The following is a 16,536-nucleotide window of genomic DNA, read 5'->3' as shown; positions in this document are numbered from 1 at the left end:
CCGGCTCTACCGCCCGGTCTACTGCTCGACCGTCTCCGCCCCGGGAGCGTTGGCCTTCACGCCCGTCACGGCCTCGACGGCGCTCGACCGGGAGGCGTACCCCTCGCCTGAGTCCGCGAGGACGTTGCCGTTGCGGTGACGGAGCCGCCAGCGCCACTCGTCGGCGGCGTCCTCGTATATCTCGAACGCCGCGCCGCCGGCCACCAGCGCGCTCGCGTCGGGGGCGTACTCGCCGACGCGCTCGACCGCGTCCGTCGCGTTCGACTCGGAGGCGTACCCCTGGCCGGAGTCGGCGATGATGTTCCCGTTGTCGTGGACGAGCCGCCAGCGCCACTTGCCGACCCTGTCCTCGTAGGCTTCGAACGTCGCCTTGCTCTCGCCGTCGCCTGCCCGGCCCTCCGCCTCCTCGTCGTCCGGGAACTCGAGCCCCGCGCCGCCCGCGTTGGACCTGACGCTGTCGAGCCCCTGCTGTGCCTTCGACCGGGAGGCGTACCCCTGGCCGGAGTCGGCGATGATGTTCCCGTTCTGGTGGACGAGCCGCCAGCGGTACTCGTTGGCCGCGTCCTCGAACACCTCGAACGCGGCGGGATCGATCCGGAGGTAGTCCGCGGCCGCGACGTGGTCGCACAGCTTCGAGAGCGCGCGCTTCGCGTTCGACTTGGAGGCGTACCCCTCGCCGGAGTCGCCGATGATCTCGCCGTTGTCGTGGCGGAGCCGGAAGCGCCACTCGTCGGCGGTGTCGGCGTACAGTTCGAACGTCGCGTCGCTCTCCGGGCCCTCCGTCTCGTCCGGGATTGCCATGTCCGGGTCCGTCGCGTCGGTCGGCTCCGGGCCGTCGTCGGCCACGGCCGCCGCCTCCTCGACCGGCGTCTCGATCCGGAGGAAGCCGGCGCCGAGCGCGTTCCGGCGCACGCTGTGGAGGCCCTGCTGGGCTTTCCCGCGGCTGCTGTACCCCTGTCCGGCGGTCGCGATGACGTTGCCGTTGCGGTGGCGGAGCCGCCAGCGCGGCTTCCCGCTCGCGTCCTCGAACAGCTCGAACCGGGCCTTGCTCTCGCGCAGCGACGCGACGACGGCCTCCGCGGCCGTCAGCTCGTCACGGGTCGCTTCGAGGTCGGCCTCTGTCTCCGAGAGATCTTCACGGGCCGCCTCCAGCTCAGACTCCGTCGACGCCAGTTCGCCGCGGGTCACCGCCAGCTCCTCACCCGCCTTCTCGGCCGTCGCGGTCGCCGCGGCGGCCTCGTCGCGCATGCGCTCGTAGTCCTCGTAGACGGGGTCCGAGAGCAGGGGGACGACCGTCCCCGCGACCCCGATCAGGAGGAGCCCGACCCCGTAGACGGTGATCACGGCCGGGTCGCCCGACGCGGTGAGCCACCCGTCCGGGAAGGCGTTCACGAACCACACGACGCCGAGGACGCTCACCGCCGTGCCGAGGTAGCCGAGGTACGTCCCGGTCCGCCGGAGCGGGAACCGGATCACGGCCCCGAGCATCACGAACGGCGGGGCCAGCGCGGCCAGCGCGTACCCGACACCGCGGGCGACGGTCGCCGACTCGGTGAGGAGAAACACCGCGACGCCGGCGAGGCCGAGCAGCACGCCGAAGCCGAACAGCCAGTAGCCGTTCACCTCGTCGGTCGTCGTCGGCGTGCCGATTCGCCGCCGGTACAGTCCGCCGCCGTCTTGTTTGTCATCTGTTGCCATATGACGGCTGACTCCGGCTAGCCGGTTATATGTAATGGCGATTGACACGAGCGCGCGCTCGCCTCCCCGACTACCGCGACCCGAGCGTTTACGACCCTGACGCTCCCTCGTGGTGGCATGTACGTACTGCGAGGCGGTCGCGTGGCGGACGCCGAGGGGACCCGCGAGGCCGACGTGGCGGTCGCGGACGGCGATATCGTCGCGGTCGGCGAGCCGGCGGCGGTCGACGACGCGGTCGCGGAGCGCGACGCGGGGGAGGTCACGGAGGTCGACGCCGACGGGCGGGTCGTCTCGCCCGGACTGATCGACGCGCACGTCCACGCGATGATGGACGGGAGACCGGACGTCTCGACGGCGGTCTCCGACAGCGACTACGCGGCGAGCTACCGGGCCGCGAGCAACCTCGAGGCCGCGGTCGAAGCGGGCGTCACGACCGTCCGCGACCTTGGCAGCCGCGGGACGCTCGCGCTCGACGCCGGCGAGGCGATCGCGGCCGGCGACATCGACGGGCCGCGCGTGCTCGCCTGCGGCCGCAACGTGATCATGACCGGCGGCCACGGCAACTGGTTCGGTCGGGAGGCCGACGGCCCCGCGGAGGTGCGGAAGGCGGCCCGCGAGCAGCTGAAGGCGGGCGCGGACGTGCTCAAGTGTATGGCCACCGGCGGTGTGCTCACCGAGGGCGCGGTGACGGGTGCGCCCGAACTGACACCCGAGGAGCTCGCCGCGTTCACCGACGCCGCGGCGCCCACGGACACGCCGACCGCGGCCCACGCTCACGGCGAGGTCGGGATCAAGAACGCGGTGGAGGCCGGCATCTCTAGTATCGAACACGGGACATTCATGGACCGCGAGGCCGCCGAAATGATGGCCGAGCGCGGCACCTACTGGGTGCCGACCGCGAGCGCCCTCCGCGGCATCGTCGACAACGGGATCGAGGCCGGGATCCCCGAAGACGCCGTCGCGAAGGCCGAGGACGCCGCCGAGCGCTTCGGCGACGCGTGGGACCACGCGCTCGACGCGGGCGTCCCGATCGCGATGGGGACCGACGCGGGCACGCCGTTCAATTTCTTCGAGGAGATCCCGCAGGAGATGGGGTACATGGTCGATTACGGGCTCTCGCCGGAGCGCGCGCTGGAGGCCGCCACGGTTAACGCCGCCGATCTGCTCGGACTCGACGACGTGGGGCTCGTCGCCGAGGGGTATCGGGCCGACCTCGTCGTCCTCGACGCCGACCCGACCGAGGACGTCGAGGCGTGGCGGGACCCGGACGCGGTGTTCGCCCGCGGCGAGCGCGTCGCCTGACGGCCGACCCGGACACCGTCCGACTGCCGCTCGCGAACCGGCCTTTTTACCGGGTCGCGCCCCGACGATCGACCGATGACGACCTCGTCGACCCGGCACGCGGACCCGGACGAGAACCCTTACGTCGAAGACCCGCCGACCGACTTCGACCCGGCCGCCGACCTCTCCGAGGACGAGGCCGCCGAACAGGCCGCCCTGCTCCGGGCGGCCGTCCGCGAACACGACCACCGGTACTACGTCGAGGCCGCCCCCCTCGTCACCGACGAGGAGTACGACCGGCTGTTCGCCCGACTGGCGGACCTCGAAGCGGCGTTCGACCTCCCGACCGAGGACTCGCCGACGCGCCGAGTCGGCGGCGAACCGCTCGACGAGCTGGAGAGCGTCGAGCACGTCGCGCCGATGCGCTCGATCGACAACGACACCGACGCCGACGCCGTCCGCGAGTTCGACGAGCGCGTCCGCGAGGGGTTGGCGGACGCGGCCGACGCCGGCGACCTCCCCGGGTTCGACCCCGGCGACCTCGCGTACGTCTGCGAGCCGAAGTTCGACGGGCTCTCCGTCGAGGTGCTGTACGAAGGCGGCGCGTACGTCCGCGCGGCAACGCGCGGTGACGGGCGCGAGGGCGACGACGTGACCGAGCAGGTCCGGACGATCGGATCGGTCCCCGCGCGGCTCCGGGGCGACGACCACCCCGAGCGCCTCGCGGTCCGCGGGGAGGTGTACATGCCCCGCGACGCATTCGAGGCGTACAACGAGGCGCTCATGGAGCGGGGCGAGGAGCCCTTCGCGAACCCTCGGAACGCAGCGGCCGGGACGCTCCGCCAACTCGACCCCGCGGTCGTCGCCGAGCGCCCCCTCGACGTCTTCTTCTTCGACGTGCTGGCGTGGGAGGCGGGCGACGACGGCCCCGGGCGCCCCGCGCGCCACCGCGACGCGCTCGACGCGTTCGCGTCGCTCGGCCTCCGGCGGAACGACCGCGTGAAAGTCGTCGACGATGTCGAGGCCGCGATCGACTACCGCGACGAGATCCTCGCCGCCCGCGACGAGCTGAACTACGCGGTCGACGGCGTCGTGATCAAGGTCGACGCGCAAGCGCACCGCGAGGCGCTCGGGAGCACGTCGCGCGCGCCGCGGTGGGCGTTCGCGCACAAGTTCCCGCCGCGGACCGCGACGACAACGGTCGAGGGCGTCACGGTCCAGGTGGGCCGCACCGGACGGCTCACGCCCGTCGCCGAGCTCGACCCCGTCGCGGTCGGCGGGGTCACCGTCTCGCGCGCGACGCTCCACAACCCCGCGGAGATCGAGGCGCTCGGCGTGAACGTCGGCGACCGGGTCCGGATCTACCGCGCGGGCGACGTGATCCCCTACGTCCCGGAGGTCGTCGAGAAGCGGTCGGAGGGGACCTACCAGTTCCCCGAGAACTGCCCCGTCTGCGGCGCCGCGGTCGGGCGCGACGGCCCGCTCGCGTTCTGTACCGGCGGGCTCGGCTGCCCCGCGCAGCTGGAGCGGGCGGTCGAACACTGGGCGCGCCGCGACGCGCTCGACGTGGAGGGGCTCGGCCCGGAGCGCGTCGAACAGCTCCGCGAGGCCGGCCTCGTCGAGTCGCTGCCGGACCTGTACGACCTGACCGCCGCCGATCTCGCCGCACTGGAAGGGTGGGGCGAGACGAGCGCCGAGAACCTGATCGCCGAGCTCGACGCCACCCGCGACCCGCCGCTCGACGACTTCCTCGCCGGACTCGGGATCCCGGACGTCGGCGCGACGACGGCGCGGGCGCTCGCCGCGCACTTCGGGACGCTCGACGCCCTCCTCGACGCCGACGAGGCGGCCCTCCGCAAGGTCGACGACGTCGGCCCCGAAGTGGCCGGGTCGATCCGCTCGTTCTTCGACCGCGAGGAGAACCGCGCCGCGATCGCGGGGCTCCGCGAGCGCGGCGTCGACCCCGAGCCGTTCGAGAGCGACGCGGGCGACGGTCCGGCCGACGCGCTCGACGGCCTCACCTTCGTGTTCACCGGGTCGCTCTCCGTCCCGCGGAGCGAGGCCCAGGCGCACGTCGAGGCGCACGGCGCGTCGGCGACGTCGAGCGTCTCCGGGAACACGGATTACCTCGTCGCCGGCGAGAACCCGGGCCGGTCGAAGCGCGACGACGCGGCCGCCGAGGACGTGCCGGTCGTCGACGAGGACGGGTTCGGCGACCTGCTCGCGGACCGCGGCGTCGACTGGCCGCCGACCGACGACTGAGGCGACGGGAACGGGGGCACCGTCGGCCGCGCTCCGCGGCGACCCGTAACCATTTATCAACTTACGACGGAACCGAATGATATGACCGCGATTGAACTGCGGGGCGTGACCAAGGAGTTCGGCGACGTCACGGCCGTCCGCGACCTCGATCTCACCGTCGAAGACGGCGAGGTGTACGGGTTCCTCGGTCCGAACGGCGCGGGCAAGTCGACGACGATCGACATGCTCTTGGACCTCGTCCGCCCGACGGCGGGGACGGTCCGCGTCCTCGGTGCCGACGTGGCGACCGACGGGGTCGATGTCCGGCGTCGGACCGGCGTGCTCCCCGACGGATTCTCTGTGTACGACCGCCTCTCCGGGCGGAAACACGTCGAGTTCGCCGTGGAGTCGAAAGAGGCCGCGGACGACCCAGACGCGCTGTTGGCGCGCGTCGGGCTCGCCGACGCCGCCGACCGGGCCGCCGGGGAGTACTCGAAGGGGATGCGCCAGCGGCTCGCCCTCGCGATGGCGCTCGTCGACGACCCCGACCTGCTGGTCCTCGACGAGCCCTCCTCCGGCCTCGACCCGGCCGGCGCGAAGGAGATGCGCGAGATCGTCCGCGCGGAGGCCGAGCGCGGTGCGACCGTCTTCTTCTCCTCGCACATCCTCGAACAGGTCGACGCCGTCTGCGACCGCGTGGGCATCCTCCGCGACGGCGAACTGGTGGCCGAAGACTCCGTCGAGGGGCTCCGCGAGGCCGTCGGCGGTGAGGAGACGCTTGACGTGGCGGCCGCCGGCGCCGACGACGAGGCGGTGGCGGCGGTCCGCGCGCTCGACGGCGTCTCGGGCGTCACCCGCGACGGCGACGAACTGGTGGTGAACTGCGACAGCGACACGAAGACCGAGGTCATCGCCGCCTTGGAGGACGCCGGCGTCGCGGTCGCCGACTTCCACACCCGCGAGGCGTCGCTAGAGGACCTCTTCCTCGCATACACGGAGGGTGACGCGGCGACGCGCGACGCCGGCGCCGCCCCCTCCGCGCCGACCGAGGGCGAACCGACCGACGACGCGACGGACGACGATTCGGCGCCCGAGGAGGTGGACCGATGAGCCTCATCGCCATCGCCCGGAAGGACTTCCAAGAGACGGTCCGGTCACGGGGCATGATCGCTTTGGTGGTGCTGTTCTCGCTGCTCGTCGCGGCGTTCGCGTTCGCCGTGCGCCCCACAGCCGAGAGCGAGCAGTTCGCCACGGAGGTGCTGTTGAGCGTCTTCATTGGTCCGTTCCTCGTCACGACGCTCGTCCCGCTCGTCGGCGTCGTCGTCGGCTACAACGCGGTGAGCGGCGAGCGCGAGTCCGGTTCGCTGAAACTGCTCCTGTCGCTGCCGCACTCGCGGGCGGACGTGGTCTTCGGCAAGGTCGTCGGCCGCGGCGCGGCGCTCGCGCTCGCGGTGTTCGCCGGCTTCCTGCTCCCCGCGCTCGTGTTGATCGCCGCGCCCGTCGTGTTCAACGGCGGCGCGTTCCTCGGGTACACGGTGTTCGCGGCCGCGCTCGGCGTCGTGTTCGTCTCGATCGCGGTGGGCTTCTCCGCCGCGTCGTCGACCCAGCGCCGGGCGCTCATCGGCGGCGTCGCGATCTACGTCCTCTTCGTCCTGCTCTGGGGCGCAGTCACCGGGCGGCTCGTCGGGGCGGCCGGCCCCCTCGTCGACGCGCTCCCGGTGTCGGCGACGCAGCTCCGGGTGTTCCTCCGCGTCTCGAACCCCACGACCGCGGTGGAGGCGCTGTCGAACGCGTTCCTCGGCGAACAGCTGTTCAGCGGCGAGACGGCGAACCAGCAGCTCTCCGCGGCCGCGATGTTAGTCTTCTGGACACTCGCGCCGCCGCTCGCCGGCCTGCTGAAGTTCGACACCGACGACCTGTAAGCGGGAGCCGCGCCTGCGGCTCGCGGAGTCGCTCGCCGCAGGAAGTTGGATCGGGGGGATTCGAACCGCGCCCTCAGACACGCACGTCGCTGTCGCTCACGGTGTGTTCGCGACAGCGACAGTGGGCTCGGGCGGGTTCGAACCGAAATCGGACGTGCTCGCTCGCTCCGCTCGCTGCGCGCGACCGATAGGGTTCGACAGCCCTCGCAGACATTCCCGTGACTCACTTCGTTCGTCCCAGAAATGGGCTCGGGCGGGTTCGAACCGCCGATCTCAGCCTTGTAAAGGCCGCGTCATAACCAGCTAGACCACGAGCCCTCACCCGTCTGAACCCACCGGGAGCGGAAAACGGTTTCTTTCTCCGGCGCGACGATCGACCGTGAACCGCCGTCTCGCCGGGGTCGCGGCCGCGCTCGCGCTCGTCCTCCTCGCCGTCGCCGCCGTCGCCGCGACCAATCCCGCGTTCCTGATCACCGGCTACGACACGACCACGGTCGAGGCCGTCGACGGCGACACCGGGGAGTCGCTCGCGACGGTCGAGGCCCGCGTCGCCGACGGCTTCCTGAAGCAGTACGTCGGACTCTCCGCGACCGACGACCTCGACGCGGGCGAGGGGATGCTGTTCGTTCACGGCGACGCCGCCGAGCGCGCCTACGTGATGCGCGACATGGCGTTCCCAATCGATATCGTCTTCGTCGATACCGACGGGACCGTCACGACGATCCACGAGGCCGCGCCGGAGTCAGGCTCGCTCACGCGCTACGAGGGCACCGGGAAGTACGTCCTCGAAGTCCCCCGCGGGTGGAGCGAGCGCCACGGCGTCGACCCCGGCGACCGACTGGTGATCGACCGCGAGTGACGCCGCGGCGCCGCGGCCGCGCCCGGCGACGAAACCGCTTTCAGCCTCGCCGGCGTCGCCACGACCATGACCGGACTCCCCGCCCGGATCGCGTGGAACCTCCGCCACCGCTGGCGGCGGATGTTCGCGCTCTGCGTCGTCGGCGCCGGCGTCGCCGCGCCCCTCCTCACCGGGGTCTGGTGGTGGCTCCCGCTCGTGTGGTTCTTCGGCCTCTTCATCGCGCTCCCGATCCTCCACACGCTGGTGAAGCCGGTCCCGGACGACGGCTCCGACGAGGACGCGCACGCGACCGGCGACCCCGCGCTCGACGCCCTCCGCGAGCGCTACGCGAACGGCGACATCGACGAACGCGAGTTCGAACGCAAGCTGGACCGCCTCCTCGAAACCGAGGACGCCGAGACGGTCGACGCCCCCGGCGAGGACGTCGCGAACAGGGTCCGCGAGGGCGTCCGGCGCGAGGTAGAGCGGCTGCGGGAGTGAAAACGAGGCCACCCCCCGAAGGATCGGGAGCGAATCCGGCGCGTTACTCGTCGATCTCGCGGTTGTGGACCGCTTCGCCGGAGGTCCCGTCGAAGAGGTGGATCGTCTCTTCGGGGATCTCGACGGTGATCTCGTCGCCGGCCGAGACCTGCTGGAGGCCGCCGACGGTGGCGATGAACGTCTCGCCCTCCGGGGCGTCCGCAAACCGGAGGTACACGGTGTTCTCGTCGCCCATCGGCTCGACGACCTCGACGACCGTCGAGAAGGTGTGGTCGCCGGCCGAGTCGCCGGCCAGCGAGATGTCCTCCGGACGGACCCCGAGGGTGAGGTCGGTCACGTCGCCCACGTCGTCGAGCGTCGACCCCGAGAGCGGGTAATCGAACATGTCGCCGATGAGGGTCTCGCCGTCCCGCTCGACGGGGAAGAAGTTCATCGACGGGTCGCCGATGAACCCGGCGACGAACCGGTTCGCCGGCTCGTGGTAACACTCCAGCGGCGTCGCGACCTGCTGGAGCTCGCCGGCGTTGAGGATCGCGATCCGGTCGCCCATCGTCATCGCCTCGGTCTGGTCGTGCGTGACGTACATCGTCGTCACGTCGAGCTCGTCTTGGAGGCGCTGAAGCTCCGTCCGCATCTCCGACCGGAGCTTGGCGTCGAGGTTGCTGAGCGGCTCGTCCATGAGAAACACCTCCGGGTCGCGGACGATCGCCCGCCCGAGCGCCACCCGCTGCCGCTGGCCGCCGGAGAGGTCGGCTGGCTTCCGGTCCAGCAGCTCGGCGATGCCCATCGTCTCCGCGGCGTCGGCGACGCGCGTCTCGATCTCCCCGTCGGAGAGATCCGTCGACTCCTCTAACCCGAACGCCATGTTCTCCTCCACGGTCATGTGGGGGTACAGGGCGTACGACTGGAACACCATCGCGATGTCCCGGTGCTGCGGTTTCACGTCGTTGACCCGCTGGCCCGCGAGGCGGATCTCCCCGCTGGAGATCGTTTCAAGGCCAGCGACCATCCGGAGCGTCGTCGACTTGCCACAGCCCGAGGGACCGACGACGACGAGGAACTCGCCGTCGCGCATCTCGATGTCGACGTCGTCGACGGCGACAATCTCGCCGTCGCCGTCGGGGAACACCTTCGTCACGCCGTCGAGTTCGAGCGTTCCCATCCTATCGCCCCCGCGAGTCGGCGCGGCGGTTTGAGAGCGATTCCTCCGGTCGGCTGCGTGAGTGCTGTCGAGTCATAGATTGCTGCTGGCGAGCGATGGCGGTCACGTCGCCACCCCCTCGGCGAACTCCTCGCCGAACGCGATGTACACCGCGAGCGTCGGGAGGGCGGCGATGAACGCGCCCGCCATGCGGAGCGCGAAGTCTTGGCCTTCGAGCGACGTTCCCAGTCCCGCGAGGATCAACACGATCGGCGCGGCCGCGCTGGACTCCGTTTGGACCAACACGAGGGTGAACAGGAGGTCGTTCCAGATCTGTGTGAACTGATAGATCAGGACCACCGCGAACATCGGTCCCGAGAGCGGGAGCACGATGCGGCGGTAGATCCGGCGAATCGACGCGCCGTCCAGCCGCGCCGCCTCGATCATCTCGTCGCTCATGTTCTTGTAGTACGACCTGAACAGAACAGTACAGATCGGCAGGCCGTACGCCACGTGCGTGATGATCAGTTCGATGACGCTGGCGTAGTCGTTGTTGATCCCGAGCGCCCACAGGAACCCTAACCACTCCTGGAGCGGGATCATCGACCAGAACTGCGAGAGCGGCACGAGAACGGCCTGATAGGGAATGAATACCCCGGCGACCAACAGCGCGAGGACCGGCGCCTTGTACTTCTGCTTCCAATTCGACTGGGTGAGCCCGTAGGCGGTGAAACTCCCGAGGAGCGCCGAGATGACGGTCGCCGGGATCGCGTACAGCGCGCTGTTGATGAGTCCCCGGCCGAGCGCGTCGAACGCCGCCCGCCACTTCTCAAACGTGAACGTACCGCCCGTGGGCGGCGCGAAGGGAAGGGACCCGCTCACGCCGCTGGCCGTCTTGAACGAGGTGACGAGCCCCGACTCGATCGGGATCAGGAAGAAGCTCAACATCCCGAGCAGCCCGAGGTACAGGAGGACCCGGTACGCGTCGAGGCCCGAGAGTAGTCCAGCGGACGCTCCGGGGTCCGCTTCCGTTACCGTACCACCGTCGGTTCGTGCGTCGTTGCTCATAGGTTCCCTCGGTTGTACTGGTAGTAGAGGTACGGACCGACGATGCCGAGCGTCATCACGAACAGGGTGATGGCGACCGCGGACGCGTACGCCCAGTTCAGGTTCGCGTACGCCTCGCGAACCATCTTTGTCGCGAGGATGTCGGCCCCGTTCGGTGGTCGGTACCCGCCGACGAGCGAGTAGAGGAAGTCGAACGCCTTCAGCGCGAACACCATCAGGACGACCGAGGCGCTGATCGTCGACCCCTTCAGCTGGGGGATGATCACGCGCCAGTACATCCTGACCGTGGAGGCCCCGTCGACCTTCGCCGCCTCGTAGTGTTCGTTCGGAATCGCCCGCAGGCCCGCGAGGAACACGACCATCGCGTACCCAGCGAACTGCCACATCAGCGCGAACATGACTGCCCAGAGGACGATGTCCGGGTTCCCGATCCAGTCGACTCGGCCGAGTCCGAGCGACGTGATCACGATGTTGATCACCCCGTTGTTGAAGTTGAACATCCACGCCCAGAACTGGGCGGTGACGACGAACGAGAGGCTCATCGGCAGCAGGTAGATCGTCCGGAAGGTGTTCTCGAACCGGATGTTCCGGTCGATGAGGATCGCCAACCCGAGCCCGAGCGCAAGCGTCACGAGGGTGAACCCGACGAGCAGGATGAAGGTGTTGATCGCGGCGTCGACGAACCCGCTGTCCGCCAACGCGCGGCTGTACATCTGGAGGTCGAGGTCGCTGTAGTCCGGGGTCCCGAATCCGGTGAAGTCCGTCAGCGATATCAGGAGGTTCCAGATGATCGCTCCGTAGACGAACAGTCCCACCAACAGGAACGGCGGGAGCCAGAACTGCGACGACTCCACGAAGTCGCTGCCGAAGCGCTCGTTCAGCGCGGCGACCGGACTGAACCCGGAGCGCTGCCCGTCCTCGGCGACGCCGCCGTCCGTGACCGCGTCGCCACTGTCGTCGCCGGTGTCAGTATTTCGTGTCATATGGTTCTTCGTGCGCCGAAACCGCCGAAATCCGGTCGCATCGTGGACCGGAGTCAGTTAGAGACCGCGTCGACGAATCCTTGCGTGGCGGCGTCGACGTCGTACGGTCCGGAGAATTCGCTGGAGATCACGTCGTTCAGCGACGTCATGGTCTCCGAGGGGACGCCGAGACCGTGCTGGAGGTTCGGCGGTCGCTGGTCCGCGCTGGCGAAGTCCTCCTGCGTCTCCTGGAGGTACGGGCCGAACTGGCTCATGTCCACGTCGGTGCGCGTGGGGATCGAGCCCTTATACTGGTTGAACGCGACCTGTGCCGCCTCGCTGCCGGCGAAGGCCATGAACTGCTCCGTGGCCTCCGGACTCGGGTTGTCCGAGGGGTAGAGGAACGAGTCGAAGTGGAGCATGTACATGCCCTCCGAGCCGGGGTACGTCTTGAAGCCCCAGTCCTCGTCGTAATTGAAGTCCTCGGCGTTCCGGTAGGCGCCGGCCGCCCAGTTCCCCTGGTGGATGAACGCCGCGTTCCCCTCGATGATGTTCTGGTTGGACTCGGTGAGCCCGATCGAGGAGGCGTCCTCGTTGATGTAGTTCCCGAGGATCTCCGCGAGCGACTCGAAGGTCGCGCGGACAGCGGCCTCGTCCGGGCTCCCGTCAAGGAAGCTCATGTACGCGTCGTACCCCTCCTGTCCGAGCATCGTCGAGGCGAACAGCTGGGTCGTGGTCCAGGTGCCGCTCGCGCCGTGGGTCATCGGAATCGCGTCAGTCTCGCTCTGGACCGTCTCCAGCGCGTCGATCAGCGCCGAGACGCTCGTCAGCGAGTCGGGGTCGACGCCCGCTTCCTCGACGACCGACGTGTTGTAGAACAGGCAGTTCAGCCGGTGCGAACCGAGCGGAACGGCCCGGTACGCGCCGTTGTACTGGTGGAGGTCGACCGCCTCGTCGACCATCACGTCCTCGAAGCCTTCGGACTCCCAGACGCCGCCGACCTCGCCCAGCACGCCCTCGTACCGCTGGAGGTTCGGGCCGGGCCAGTTGGCGAAGGAACTCGGCGGGTCGCCGTTCTGGAGCCGGTTCGCGACGACCGCGTCGAGGTTCTGATTCCCGCCGCCGCCGATCGGGTTGAACTCGTGGTCGACGTCCGGATACTCCTCCTCGAAGGCCGCGACGAGTGCTTCGGCCGCGCGGGCGCCGTCGCCGCCGGTCCACGCGTGGAGCACTTCGAGCGTGTTATCGCTGCCGCCGTCGCTACCGTCGCCGCCGTCGCTACCGTCGCCGCCGTCGCTACCGTCGCCGCCGTCGCTACCGTCGCCGCCGTTGCCGCCGGAACAGCCAGCGAGGCCTGCGAGCGTCGCTGCCCCCGTCGCTCCGACGAAGTGTCGCCGCGACAACCGCTTGTCTTGATCTGTCATGGTACTTCACGATGTACAATGGATCTTTGGCATATATACTTACTCATTTTTTTAGAACTATTTCTGACGGATTTCTTTACGGACGGTTTCTGTCCCGAGCGACCCGGGACCGACGGGCATACCACGGTTCGGGCGATGAGCGTACTCATGCGCCCCTCGATCGCCGCCGTCACGTACCCGATCGCCGGCGACGCCGCCGAGCGACCGCTGCTTGCCGTCTGGCTGCTGTTCGCGCTGTCGGTCGTCGTCCCCGTGCTCCCGGCGGTGCCGGTCGTCGGCTACCTCGTCCGCGTGTTGGCCGCCAGCGAGCGCGGCGAGTCGATCCCGCCGTTCCTCTCCGAGCCGCGGACGCTCGTTCGTCGGTCGATCGGGGGAGCGGTCGTCTGTCTGGCGTACCTCGGCGTTCCGCTCGCCGCCCTCCTCGTGACGCTCTACGGGGTCGTCTCGCTGGAACCCGGCGCGAACGCGCCTGTCGGTCGGATCCTCGCCGGCTCGACGGCCGTCCTCTTCCTCGGCATCCTCGGCACGTATCTCGCGCCGATCGCGTTGACCGTGTACGGGCGCGAGGGGTCGCTCCACGGAGCGTTCTCCCCGGACGCCGTCCGCCCGGTCGCCGGACACGCGGCGTATTTCTTCGGCTGGACGCTCGGCTTCACCGCGCTCGTGGTCACCGTCGGGGTCGGCGGCGCGCTGTTCACCCTGTCGCGTCTCGGCCCCCTCGCCGGGACCCTCGTCCTCGCGTACGGCCTCCTCGTGGCCGCGTACCTCCTGGGTCGCGCCGTCGAGCGCGCGAGGCGACGGTAGGCCGCGCCCGTCGGCCGCCGAACGCACGCCCCGGGGGCGCCGCGACCGACCGATTCTTGACCGGGCGGCCCGGAGGTGACGGTAATGCAGGGACCGCTGTGGATAGACACGCACGCGCCAGATCTCGACGAGATCCGGCAAGACGAGGCCCGCGACCGCCTGCGCCGGGCCGTCGACGAGCCGATGAACCTCGTCGTTCAGGGGCCGCCGGGGGTCGGGAAGACGGCGGCCGCGCGCGCGCTCGCCGACGCGTCGCACGCCGACCCGGACGCCGACCTGATCGAGATCAACGTCGCCGACTTCTTCGGCCGGACGAAAAAAGAGATCCGCACCGACCCGCGGTTCGAGGGCTTCCTCGCGGGGCGGAGCGGCATGGCGAAACGCGACATGATAAACCGCGTCCTGAAGGAGTCCGCGTCGTACGCGCCGATGTCCGGCGAGTACAAGACGGTCCTGTTGGACAACGCGGAGGCGATCCGCGAGGACTTCCAGCAGGCGCTGCGCCGCGTGATGGAGAAGCACCATCGGACCACGCAGTTCGTGATCGCGACCCGCCAGCCCTCGAAGCTCATCGCCCCGATCCGGTCGCGCTGCTTCCCGGTCCGCGTGCGTTCCCCGACGACCGACGAGACGATCGATGTCCTCGAGACGATCTGCGACCGCGAGGGCGTCGACTACGACGGTGACGGGCTGGAGTTCGTCGCCAGCGCGGCCGGCGGCGACCTCCGAGAGGCGATCCTCTCGGCGCAGGCGACCGCCGTGGAGGGCGACGAGATCACCATGTCGACCGCCTACGAGACGCTCGGCGAGGTCGGCGACGACGACGCGCTCCGCGAGGCGCTCGCCGCCGCCCGCGACGGCGACCTGAAGGGCGCGCGCTCGACGCTCGACGACCTCCTCGACGAGGGGTACAGCGGGCAGGAGCTGCTCCGCGAGACGCTCCGCGTCGCCCGCGCCGGCTCCGAGTTCGGCGGCGACGACCTCGCGCGGCTCCACGCGCTCGCCGGCGAGGCCGACCTCGACATGACAGACGGGCTCGACGACACGACGCACCTCGTCCACCTGCTCGCGGCGTGGGCCGCGGGACGGACCGAGCTCTCGCCCGGACTGCGGGACGCGGAGGTGCCCCCGTGAGCCGCGCGCCGCCGCTCTCGCGGCTCCTCCCGTTCCCGGTGGTCGACGCCGCGTGGGACCTAGCGCTCGTCCCGGCGCTCGCGGGCGCCGTCGCGCTGCCCGTCCTCTCGCCGGTCGGCGTCGCGCTCGTCGCGCTCGCGGTCGGGATCCTCTGGTTCCACCGCGACCCGGAACGCGATCCGCCCGACCCGGAGGAAGCGGTCGTCTCCCCCGCCGACGGCACGGTCTCCGTCGTGCGCGAGGAGGGCTCGCGGCTCCGCGTCGGCGTGTTCATGAACGTCACCGATGTCCACGTCAACCGCGCGCCGATCGCGGGCAAGGTCACGGAGGTCCGCCACCGCCCCGGCGCGAACCGCCCCGCGTTCGACAAGGAGTCGGACCGCAACGAGCAGGTCGCGATCGACTTCGGCGACTACGAACTGCTCGTCATCGCCGGCTGGTTCGCCCGCCGGATCCACCCCTCGGTCGAGGCGGGCGACCGGGTCGAGCGCGGCGACCGCGTCGGACACGTCTCCTTCGGCTCGCGCGCGGACGTCGTGTTGCCCGCGGACGTGACGCGCGACGACCTCCTCGTCAGGGAGGGCGACGGCGTGCGCGCGGGCGAGACGATCATCGCGGAGCGGCCGGACGATCCTTAGCTCCCTTGCGCGACGCGGTCGAACGGCTCCGGACCCCTCGCGCGGCGCTGTTGCGCACGGCGTCGAGTCGGGCGTCGCCTCGGACCGCACGACCGACATCCGAGTTCGGGCATACGCTTTTGTTTCGCGGCAGTGACCGTTATCGCGTATGCCAGATGATACCATCCACGAGTCGAAGCGGTCGCGAACCCGACAGGGGCTGGCCACGTACCTCCGCCGGATCGCTCGGGCGCTGGGACGCGGCGAGCCGGTGCCGGTCGACGAGGCCGGCACGGTGACCGTCGACGCGGCCGCCACCGGCGACGTCGAGGTCGAACTCGAACGCGACGACGAGACGGTCCACCTCGAGGTCGAGATAGAGTGGCCCGACGAGGAGGCCGCGGTCGACGCCGACGCGGCCGCGAGCAAGGCCACGTTCGAGCTGTACGCCGACAGCGCCGACCAGTACCGCTGGCGGCTCCGACACGACAACGGGAACATCATCGCCGACGGCGGCGAGGGGTACGCCGACAAGCGCGACGCCCGCTCGGGGATCGAGAGCGTCCAGCGGAACGCCCCGGGTGCGCACGTCGTCGACGTCTCGCGCGACGAGGAGGCGCCAGACGAGGGGGGCAGCGACGCCGTCTTCGAGCTGTTCCGCGACAAGGCGGACAAGTACCGCTGGCGGCTCCGGCACGACAACGGCAACGTCATCGCCGACGGGGGACAGGGGTACGCCTCCAAACAGAAGGCGAAACAGGGGCTGCGCAGCGTCAAGTCGAACGCGCCGGGCGCGGCCGTCGAGGAGCCCGGAGACGCCGAGGGATCCGAGGAGTAGCACCGCCCGCCCGGTCTGGGGCTTCGACCCGCCCGGTCCGATCCCGCTCGACCGACCGCGGACCGCA

The 16,536-nt window shown here is 70.3% G+C and carries 15 protein-coding genes and 1 tRNA gene; 10 read left to right on the top strand and 6 right to left on the bottom strand.

Going from position 1 to position 16,536, the window contains the following annotated elements; genetic code table 11:
- Positions 1-18: 18 nt before the first annotated feature.
- On the bottom strand, positions 19-1,698 hold the full coding sequence (locus EO776_RS14755; protein WP_094520346.1) for an HVO_2922 family protein: 1,680 nt from the start codon (positions 1,696-1,698) through the stop codon (positions 19-21).
- A 117-nt stretch (positions 1,699-1,815) separates the two neighbouring features.
- Here EO776_RS14755 and EO776_RS14750 point away from each other — a divergent pair, with 117 nt between their 5' ends.
- The 4 genes from EO776_RS14750 to EO776_RS14735 all read left to right on the top strand — a co-directional run bounded on the left by EO776_RS14750 (position 1,816) and on the right by EO776_RS14735 (position 7,142).
- Complete coding sequence (locus EO776_RS14750) at positions 1,816-3,000, top strand: metal-dependent hydrolase family protein (protein WP_176450643.1); 1,185 nt, start codon at positions 1,816-1,818, stop codon at positions 2,998-3,000.
- A 75-nt stretch (positions 3,001-3,075) separates the two neighbouring features.
- The gene (gene ligA / locus EO776_RS14745; RefSeq protein ID WP_094520345.1) at positions 3,076-5,241 is read left to right on the top strand and encodes an NAD-dependent DNA ligase LigA; all 2,166 of its coding nucleotides are present in this window, start codon (positions 3,076-3,078) and stop codon (positions 5,239-5,241) included.
- Positions 5,242-5,322: 81 nt separating this feature from the next.
- Positions 5,323-6,330 carry an ABC transporter ATP-binding protein gene (locus tag EO776_RS14740; protein ID WP_086215238.1) on the top strand — a complete coding sequence of 336 codons (1,008 nt, stop codon included), beginning with the start codon at positions 5,323-5,325 and terminating at the stop codon, positions 6,328-6,330.
- On the top strand, positions 6,327-7,142 hold the full coding sequence (locus EO776_RS14735) for an ABC transporter permease subunit (protein WP_086215239.1): 816 nt from the start codon (positions 6,327-6,329) through the stop codon (positions 7,140-7,142). Before EO776_RS14740 ends, EO776_RS14735 begins: the two co-directional genes overlap by 4 nt.
- A 244-nt stretch (positions 7,143-7,386) precedes the next feature.
- Here EO776_RS14735 and EO776_RS14730 read toward each other — a convergent pair.
- Positions 7,387-7,460 (bottom strand) — tRNA-Val (locus tag EO776_RS14730).
- Positions 7,461-7,521: 61 nt separating this feature from the next.
- On the opposite strand from EO776_RS14730, the gene EO776_RS14725 reads away from it, so the two are divergent.
- Both EO776_RS14725 and EO776_RS14720 read left to right on the top strand, forming a co-directional pair.
- Entirely contained in the window at positions 7,522-8,001 is a 480-nt protein-coding gene (locus EO776_RS14725) for a DUF192 domain-containing protein (RefSeq protein ID WP_089308447.1), read from the top strand.
- 66 nt (positions 8,002-8,067) lie between these two features.
- Positions 8,068-8,481, top strand: a complete 414-nt coding sequence (locus EO776_RS14720) for an SHOCT domain-containing protein (RefSeq protein ID WP_089308446.1) — start codon at positions 8,068-8,070, stop codon at positions 8,479-8,481.
- Positions 8,482-8,524: 43 nt separating this feature from the next.
- Here EO776_RS14720 and EO776_RS14715 read toward each other — a convergent pair whose 3' ends face one another.
- From EO776_RS14715 to EO776_RS14700, 4 genes are all read right to left on the bottom strand, one after another.
- Complete coding sequence (locus tag EO776_RS14715; protein WP_089308445.1) at positions 8,525-9,643, bottom strand: ABC transporter ATP-binding protein; 1,119 nt, start codon at positions 9,641-9,643, stop codon at positions 8,525-8,527.
- Between the two features lie 102 nt (positions 9,644-9,745).
- A complete protein-coding gene (locus EO776_RS14710) occupies positions 9,746-10,690 on the bottom strand; it encodes a carbohydrate ABC transporter permease (protein ID WP_086215243.1) in 945 nt (314 codons plus the stop codon).
- The gene (locus EO776_RS14705; RefSeq protein ID WP_049932706.1) at positions 10,687-11,673 is read right to left on the bottom strand and encodes a carbohydrate ABC transporter permease; all 987 of its coding nucleotides are present in this window, start codon (positions 11,671-11,673) and stop codon (positions 10,687-10,689) included. The genes EO776_RS14710 and EO776_RS14705 overlap by 4 nt, the downstream gene beginning before the upstream one ends.
- Before the next feature lie 53 nt (positions 11,674-11,726).
- Positions 11,727-13,076, bottom strand: a complete 1,350-nt coding sequence (locus tag EO776_RS14700) for an ABC transporter substrate-binding protein (RefSeq protein ID WP_100050514.1) — start codon at positions 13,074-13,076, stop codon at positions 11,727-11,729.
- A gap of 147 nt (positions 13,077-13,223) precedes the next feature.
- On the opposite strand from EO776_RS14700, the gene EO776_RS14695 reads away from it, so the two are divergent.
- The 4 genes from EO776_RS14695 to EO776_RS14680 all read left to right on the top strand — a co-directional run bounded on the left by EO776_RS14695 (position 13,224) and on the right by EO776_RS14680 (position 16,469).
- The gene (locus tag EO776_RS14695) at positions 13,224-13,880 is read left to right on the top strand and encodes a DUF4013 domain-containing protein (RefSeq protein ID WP_100050513.1); all 657 of its coding nucleotides are present in this window, start codon (positions 13,224-13,226) and stop codon (positions 13,878-13,880) included.
- A gap of 84 nt (positions 13,881-13,964) precedes the next feature.
- Positions 13,965-15,014, top strand: coding sequence for an AAA family ATPase (locus EO776_RS14690; RefSeq protein WP_094495657.1), 1,050 nt, complete (start codon positions 13,965-13,967; stop codon positions 15,012-15,014).
- Positions 15,011-15,652 (top strand): protein sorting system archaetidylserine decarboxylase, encoded by a 642-nt coding sequence (locus tag EO776_RS14685; RefSeq protein ID WP_094495658.1) that lies wholly within the window; start codon positions 15,011-15,013, stop codon positions 15,650-15,652. The genes EO776_RS14690 and EO776_RS14685 overlap by 4 nt, the downstream gene beginning before the upstream one ends.
- Before the next feature lie 148 nt (positions 15,653-15,800).
- Positions 15,801-16,469, top strand: coding sequence for an HVO_2922 family protein (locus EO776_RS14680; protein ID WP_094520343.1), 669 nt, complete (start codon positions 15,801-15,803; stop codon positions 16,467-16,469).
- Positions 16,470-16,536 lie beyond the last annotated feature (67 nt).

This window comes from Halorubrum ezzemoulense (assembly GCF_004126515.1).
GTDB classification, from domain to species: Archaea; Halobacteriota; Halobacteria; order Halobacteriales; family Haloferacaceae; genus Halorubrum; species Halorubrum ezzemoulense.
Note: the sequence above shows the minus strand (reverse complement) of the source record. Positions and strands in the feature narration are given on the sequence as shown.